This window comes from Nitratireductor sp. GCM10026969 (assembly GCF_042660605.1).
Classification (GTDB): domain Bacteria; phylum Pseudomonadota; class Alphaproteobacteria; order Rhizobiales; family Rhizobiaceae; genus Chelativorans.
Map to the genome: position 1 here is coordinate 325 of NZ_JBHSUM010000332.1, position 273 is coordinate 597.

The window sequence follows — 273 nt, forward strand, 5'->3', positions numbered from 1 at the left end:
TACCATTAACAATGGTAGATTAAAAGTACATTTGGATTTAGTGGATGGAGATAAAAAATGGACCGGATTAAATAAAATGGTTAATCGGATCGTTTTTGCCGTGATTATAGCTGCGCTTATTTTGGCTTCAGCTGTCATCTTAGCTGTTGCGGAGGGGACAAGTGTATCTATTCTGGCAATCATCATTTTCTTAGGAGCTGGAATAATGGGGTTATGGTTGTTGATTTCAATTATACGTTCTGGAACGTTGTGACACCCTTTATAAATAATGAG

At 37.0% G+C, this 273-nt stretch carries 1 pseudogene; it reads left to right on the plus strand.

The window, feature by feature from the left end:
* Positions 1-253, plus strand: a pseudogene (locus ACFP9U_RS25345) (hypothetical protein); the annotation flags it as partial.
* Between the last annotated feature and the right edge of the window lie 20 nt (positions 254-273).